The 6,011-nt window shown below is 37.5% G+C and carries 6 protein-coding genes and 1 pseudogene; 2 read left to right on the top strand and 5 right to left on the bottom strand.

The genetic code is table 11. The features are described 5' to 3' along the window. The first annotated feature begins 139 nt into the window (after nucleotides 1–139). Nucleotides 140–1,444, top strand: a complete 1,305-nt coding sequence (locus ACTHN6_RS09260) for a mechanosensitive ion channel family protein (RefSeq protein ID WP_440435471.1) — start codon at nucleotides 140–142, stop codon at nucleotides 1,442–1,444. A gap of 103 nt (nucleotides 1,445–1,547) precedes the next feature. Here ACTHN6_RS09260 and ACTHN6_RS09265 read toward each other — a convergent pair whose 3' ends face one another. Together ACTHN6_RS09265 and ACTHN6_RS09270 are read right to left on the bottom strand one after the other, a co-directional pair. Next, nucleotides 1,548–2,177 (bottom strand): porin family protein, encoded by a 630-nt coding sequence (locus ACTHN6_RS09265; protein ID WP_440435472.1) that lies wholly within the window; start codon nucleotides 2,175–2,177, stop codon nucleotides 1,548–1,550. A 192-nt stretch (nucleotides 2,178–2,369) separates the two neighbouring features. Next, nucleotides 2,370–2,738 carry a hypothetical protein gene (locus tag ACTHN6_RS09270; RefSeq protein WP_440435473.1) on the bottom strand — a complete coding sequence of 123 codons (369 nt, stop codon included), beginning with the start codon at nucleotides 2,736–2,738 and terminating at the stop codon, nucleotides 2,370–2,372. Between the two features lie 195 nt (nucleotides 2,739–2,933). Between ACTHN6_RS09270 and ACTHN6_RS09275 the strand changes: the two genes are divergently transcribed. Beyond that, nucleotides 2,934–3,440: a hypothetical protein gene (locus ACTHN6_RS09275; protein WP_440435474.1), complete on the top strand. Its 507-nt coding sequence runs from the start codon at nucleotides 2,934–2,936 to the stop codon at nucleotides 3,438–3,440. 246 nt (nucleotides 3,441–3,686) lie between these two features. On the opposite strand, the gene ACTHN6_RS09280 is transcribed toward ACTHN6_RS09275, so the two are convergent. The 3 genes and pseudogenes from ACTHN6_RS09280 to groL form a co-directional block, all read right to left on the bottom strand. Further along, nucleotides 3,687–4,349 carry a hypothetical protein gene (locus tag ACTHN6_RS09280; protein ID WP_440435475.1) on the bottom strand — a complete coding sequence of 221 codons (663 nt, stop codon included), beginning with the start codon at nucleotides 4,347–4,349 and terminating at the stop codon, nucleotides 3,687–3,689. Between the two features lies 1 nt (nucleotide 4,350). Then, a complete protein-coding gene (locus ACTHN6_RS09285; RefSeq protein ID WP_440435476.1) occupies nucleotides 4,351–4,689 on the bottom strand; it encodes a PadR family transcriptional regulator in 339 nt (112 codons plus the stop codon). Between the two features lie 105 nt (nucleotides 4,690–4,794). Continuing rightward, nucleotides 4,795–6,011, bottom strand: a pseudogene (gene groL, locus ACTHN6_RS09290) (chaperonin GroEL); the annotation flags it as partial.

Genomic DNA, 6,011 nt, shown 5'->3' on the forward strand with positions numbered 1-6,011 from the left:
ATTGGAAGATTGGCTTACAGCAACTGTTGAATAAGTTTGAAAGGCTGTGAGGTGGGTATAACAACGTTCCTGTTTATCTTTTGTAAATTTGCGCTTTTGTCATTGATGTAAAGATGCATCTAAACAGCTCGTTTTTATTATGGAGACAATATCAGAAAACACGAAATTTTTTTTGTATGAATGGACTTATTCAATATTGCGTAAATGGGGGATTTCAGAAAATTCAGCTCATTTAATTAATCTCTTATTCCTGGCGTTAATTTTTGGTATTTTATTATTACTCGTGCAATTCATTATAAGAAAAGTGCTGGTGAATTTTGTAGCCCGGGCTGCGATGAAAACTACCTCTAAATTTGATGACTATCTTGTGCATAACCGCACCCTAAACAACATTGCCAGGTTAATTCCTTTATATATTTCTATTCAGTTGGTACCGATTATATTAACAGGTTTTCCCGGCTGGATAAATCCTGCACAAAAATTAATCAATGTTTTCCTGGTGATAGCCTGGGTAATGGTAATACGGTCAATTCTCCGCTCGTTCAGAGATCATTTACAAACCAAAAAAAGTTTTGAAGGGAAACCGCTTGACAGCTATTTACAGGTAGTAAATATCTTTATGTTTTTTATAGCCGGCGTTTTAATTTTTTCCACGTTCACCGGTAAATCCCCCTGGGCATTTTTAACTGCAATGGGTGCAGCGTCAGCTATTTTAATGCTTATATTTAAAGACACTATTCTTGGTTTTGTGGCCAGCATACAGGTTTCAACAAACGATATGGTTAGGATAGGAGACTGGATTGAAATGCCGAAATGTGGCGCCGATGGTGATGTGATTGAAATAAACCTTAACACGGTGAAAGTGCAAAACTGGGATAAAACAATTACAACTATTCCAACCTATTATCTCATTACCGATTCTTTTAAAAATTGGCGGGGCATGCAAAATGCCGGTGGCAGAAGAATAAAGCGTGCCATCAACATAAAAATCTCTTCCATTCATTATGTTTCTAAAGAAGATATAGCAGAGTTGAAAAAAATACAGTTATTATCAGCTTATATTGAAGAGCGACAGGCAGACATTGATCTTTATAATGAAAAACATTTTCCTGACAGAACAATGCCGGTAAACGGCCGTAACATGACAAACGTTGGTTTGTTCAGGCAATACATTAATAAATACATACAGCAACATCCGCGCATAAGAAAAGATATGACTTTACTTGTTCGTCAATTATCGCCGAGTGAATATGGGTTGCCGATTGAATTGTATATGTTTACTACAGATACCCGTTGGGCAGTGTATGAAGACATTATGGCTGACATTTTTGATCATTTATTATCAGCTATAAAATACTTTCACCTTGAAGTGTTTGAAGCGCCTGCTTCAGATGATATAAGGGGTTTAAAGCTTTCTTTTAAGCCTGAATTATTTGCTTATTAGGATAGTATAGATAAGGCACAAAAATTTTAGCCACATAGTAACTGGTCAAATAATAACAAGCCCCCAATACATCCTGGCGGGCTTGCTATTATGAATTTAAAAGCTAATAATAATCATCTGAATTGCTGCCAAACATCCAGCCAATTGAAAAACCGAAAGCATCCATGCTTTTCAGTTTATAATAAGCGTCATTGGACAGGTTAGATAAACCAAGGTTAAAGAAAGTGCTAAGCGAAATACCATTGGCAAACTGGTAACCGCCTTTTAATTGCAGACCAACATCAAAGCGTTTTATTTGTCCCGCCGTATCACTCCCAAATTCAATTTTACTGGTGTAACCAGCAGATGAATATTTACCGGAAATATTATACATAAGATTAGGGCCCACGCCTGCAAATAAGGTACTGTTATTGCCAAACATGTGCGAGTACATAATGGGAACAGGTAATGAAATGCGGTTAAGCGAATACTTTTCATCATAGTAATCGTCGGCTATTTTCATATCGCCTGTTTTAAATAGCAGTGAAGGCCTTATTGCCAGGAAATCTGTAAGCTGGAAATGTGCTGTTACGCCTGCATGATAATTAAGCCCTGCATAAATATCATTGTCGTTGTAAAGTCCTGAAGCTGTAAAACCAATTTCAGGGCCAACACTTACCTGGGCTTGCGTTGTTGAATGGAGCGAACAAATAATAAGGGCGGGGAGTGCCCATCTTAAAGCGTTTAGTTTCATTTTTTTAAAAGTTTAGGCTACAAAAGAAAGCATTCTTATAATTCAAAAAACATAATTCAGGAAATATTTTTTAAATGAAAACAATAATATGCTGTTTAAAACAGCAAGCTTTGTTGCTGCAGAAACAGGAAAAATTAAAAGCCGTTTCACAAGGAAACGGCCTGAATTTTATAAAAGGATTATGCTTCTTGCTTATTCTTTGCTGCCGGTATAGGTTTGCCCCTGGTAGTCTATTTGCAGTGTGGTAACTTTATTATCACTATCGCGTATAAAAGTAAATGTGGCTGCACCGCTTGCATCAAAAGCATCTTTTTTATCGCTTATAGCATCCAGCGGGCCGTTGTATTCACCGCCTGAATAATACAGTTTGTCATCCTTTACACTTATTTCCATGTACTCAAAAGGCAATCCTTCATATTTATACTTGCCGGTAAATGTTGAACTGTCGGCGATTGAAAATGCAGGCGTGCTGCTGATTGTTTCGGCTGCAGAATTCTGCGCGGAAACACTTAGGGTGAAGAAGCAAATGCCAAGAAGCGGGATAAAAATTGTTTTTTTCATGTGCTGATATTTTGGATTTTGAAGATAATGCAGGTTTGCATCTGTACAAAATAATTTGTTTGATTCCGGGACGTTTAACCTGCAAAACAGTTATGCATTATGTTCAGCCTTTGTTAATGTTCCTGATAGTAATGGCTGCGTTTTTTACAACATAATTGCGTTTGTTATTTTTGCCGCCTTTAAAATTTATTTGCTATGAAATTAAAACTGATTTTTACAGTAGTGTTTGCATACGCTTCCATAAGCTTGTTTGCTCAAAGCAGTAGTTACAAGCAATCCATTGGTGTGCGTTTAGGCAGTGGATATTACGATGCAGCGGCAGCGGCCTATAAAACATTTATAACAAAGCCCGGGGCTCTTGAATTTGATCTGGGCATCCGCCCTTACAGCCGTCATGCTAATGATTGGGTGAATGTATCTTTCTCTGGTGTTTACCAGCATCATTTTGATATAAAACCGGTAGAAGGTTTAAAATGGTTTATTGGTGGCGGCGTGGTTGTTTCCAATTCTTTTTCAGACAACAAAGATCGCCGCGGTTTTAACCTGGGTTTATTTCCTACTGGTGGCGCAGATTATAAATTCGCCAAAATACCTTTAAGCGTATCTGCCGATATACGACCGACAATAAATGTTACGGAAGCTTATGATTATTATGACAGGGTTTATCCTAATGTTGGTGTATCTGCCAGATATACATTCTAAATAATCAGCAGGTAATTATGCCGGCAACACACCGGCTAAAGGAATAAATAAAGACTTTAAATTATAATGGCGCAATTTTAATAATGGCGCCATTATAATTATATACCTTATCAGCTAATTGTCTCTGCCGGTATATGAAACAGTTTTTTTATTGACGTTGGGCTATTGCATCCTGTTTATCTCATCAATGTTAAAAATGATGCATTGATATTTAAACGTGTAATATAGAAGAGGGCATGTTTTTCATTAATTAAAGGCCGCAGGATAAAGCGCTTCGGCTTTTTTTCTGATACTGTTATACGTTCTGAACGTAGCCAGTTCAAATAAAATAGTGATGAAAAGAAAAATGATAAATGGTATAGATGATATATGTAATCCGGATGGTATTATAAATGGTTGAAAAAAAACAGGTATAAAACGATACCGGGAACCGTGTTCCAGTATTAGCAGCGGTTTTTTTATGTTCTTACTTAGCAAAACATGTATCGCAGGTAATAGGATAATCCCAAAATAAATAATGTAAAAATATATTTCTAAATTATCCTTTAGAAACCCGGATAAGATTGACAAAACAGATACGATCAATAAAGAAAGTGTTACCTCCGGCCATTTAAACATATTTCTTATTTCAGACCACCATCTTTTTTTAGCTGCTTTTTCAAGATAATTCTGGCGCTCCTCTACAATTTTTGCAAAACCAAAAATGCCAAAGCCCTTATATATTTTTTCTAATGCGAATTCAAATGACATACCAGGGTTAAGGCTTATTTCATTTTCAATACTTGATGCTAAATGATCTACGATTTCAATTTGAAGATCATACCAGCGAACAGATTTTTTTTCAACAAATCGAAATAATGATTGCATTTCTTTTTCAGAGAGATTATATACAGCTTTTGGCGATTCCATTTTATAAAGATGGTTTAAGGTTTAAAAGATTTTGGATGTTTAGGATAAAACTGGAAAAATCTGCGAGTTTAAATTTTATTTCTTTTTTTCCTTTTTTGGTTAAATGATAATATTTTCTTTGCCTGTTACCAGCCAGTTCTATTGAAGATTCTATTAAACCATCTGCTTCCAGTTTATGCAAAGCCGGGTACAATGCTCCTTCCGTTAATTGAATATTGCCATTGGTTAATTCTTTTACTTTCCTGGTAATTTCATACCCATACATTTTCTGGTTATCATTAAGCAGTTTTAGTACAACGGTTGTTAATGTGCCTTTGAATAACTGGCTGCTGTCTTTCATAAAACAAATATACCTAAGATTCTTATGTATATATGTATTTTTCTATTAGCAAAACAAAAAAAGGCCGCTCTTCCGAACGGCCTTTTAAAAATATAAACCCAAAGATTAATAATCCATACCCATACCGCCTGGCATACCAGCCGGTGCTGCTGCAGCAGACTTAGGTTCAGGCTTATCAGCAATTACACATTCTGTTGTTAACAACATACCTGCGATAGATGCTGCATTTTCCAAAGCTACACGGGCAACTTTAGTAGGATCAATGATCCCGGCAGAGAATAATTTTTCATAGTTCTCTGTGCGGGCATTGAAACCAAAATCGCCTTTACCGTCTTTTATTTTCTGTACAACGATAGAACCTTCGATGCCGGCGTTGGCAACAATCTGGCGCAATGGTTCTTCCAATGCACGCTTAACGATGTTGATGCCGGTTGCTTCGTCTTCGTTGTCTGATTTCAATTTATCCAAAGCTTCAACTGAACGGATGAAAGCAGTGCCGCCACCAGGCACAATACCTTCTTCAACGGCTGCGCGTGTTGCATGTAAAGCATCGTCAACACGGTCTTTCTTTTCTTTCATTTCAACTTCTGTTGCTGCGCCAACATTCAATACAGCCACACCACCGCTTAATTTAGCCAGGCGTTCCTGTAATTTTTCTTTGTCGTAGTCTGAAGTTGTTGTTTCAATCTGTGCTTTAATCTGGTTGATGCGGGCCTGGATATCATCTTTAGCACCGGCGCCGCCAACGATTGTTGTATTGTCTTTGTCAATTACAACGCGGTCTGCACGGCCTAAATAAGAAAGGTCTGCATTCTCTAATTTGTAGCCTTGTTCTTCGCTGATAACGATGCCTTTTGTTAAGGTAGCAATATCATTCAGCATTTCTTTCCTGCGATCGCCAAAGCCAGGAGCTTTAACAGCAGCTACTTTAATAGTGCCGCGCAGTTTGTTCACGATCAATGTTGCCAGTGCTTCGCCTTCCAGGTCTTCAGCAATGATCAACAGCGGAGCGCCCTGCTGAGCGATTTTTTAAAGAATATGAAGAATATCTTTCATGGCGCTGATCTTCTTGTCGTAGATCAGTATGTAAGGTTTTTCCAGTTCAGCTTCCATTTTTTCGCTGTTGGTAACAAAGTAAGCTGAAAGATAACCGCGGTCGAACTGCATACCTTCAACAATTTCGATGTTGGTTTCAGTGCCCTTTGCTTCTTCCACGGTAATAACGCCATCTTTACCCACTTTGCCGAAAGCTTCAGCAATCAAAGAACCGATGGTATCGTCGTTATTAGCGGAAATAGAAGCTACCTGCTGAATTTTATTAG

Source organism: Parafilimonas sp., assembly GCF_051953455.1.
Lineage (GTDB): Bacteria > Bacteroidota > Bacteroidia > Chitinophagales > Chitinophagaceae > Parafilimonas.

What these genes read in the sequence shown, in the direction of transcription:
- ACTHN6_RS09260 (WP_440435471.1), top strand. Translation starts at nt 140, where the DNA reads ATGGAGACAATATCAGAAAACACGAAATTTTTTTTGTATGAATGGACT.
- ACTHN6_RS09265 (WP_440435472.1), bottom strand. Translation starts at nt 2,177, where the DNA reads ATGAAACTAAACGCTTTAAGATGGGCACTCCCCGCCCTTATTATTTGT.
- ACTHN6_RS09270 (WP_440435473.1), bottom strand. Translation starts at nt 2,738, where the DNA reads ATGAAAAAAACAATTTTTATCCCGCTTCTTGGCATTTGCTTCTTCACC.
- ACTHN6_RS09275 (WP_440435474.1), top strand. Translation starts at nt 2,934, where the DNA reads ATGAAATTAAAACTGATTTTTACAGTAGTGTTTGCATACGCTTCCATA.
- ACTHN6_RS09280 (WP_440435475.1), bottom strand. Translation starts at nt 4,349, where the DNA reads ATGGAATCGCCAAAAGCTGTATATAATCTCTCTGAAAAAGAAATGCAA.
- ACTHN6_RS09285 (WP_440435476.1), bottom strand. Translation starts at nt 4,689, where the DNA reads ATGAAAGACAGCAGCCAGTTATTCAAAGGCACATTAACAACCGTTGTA.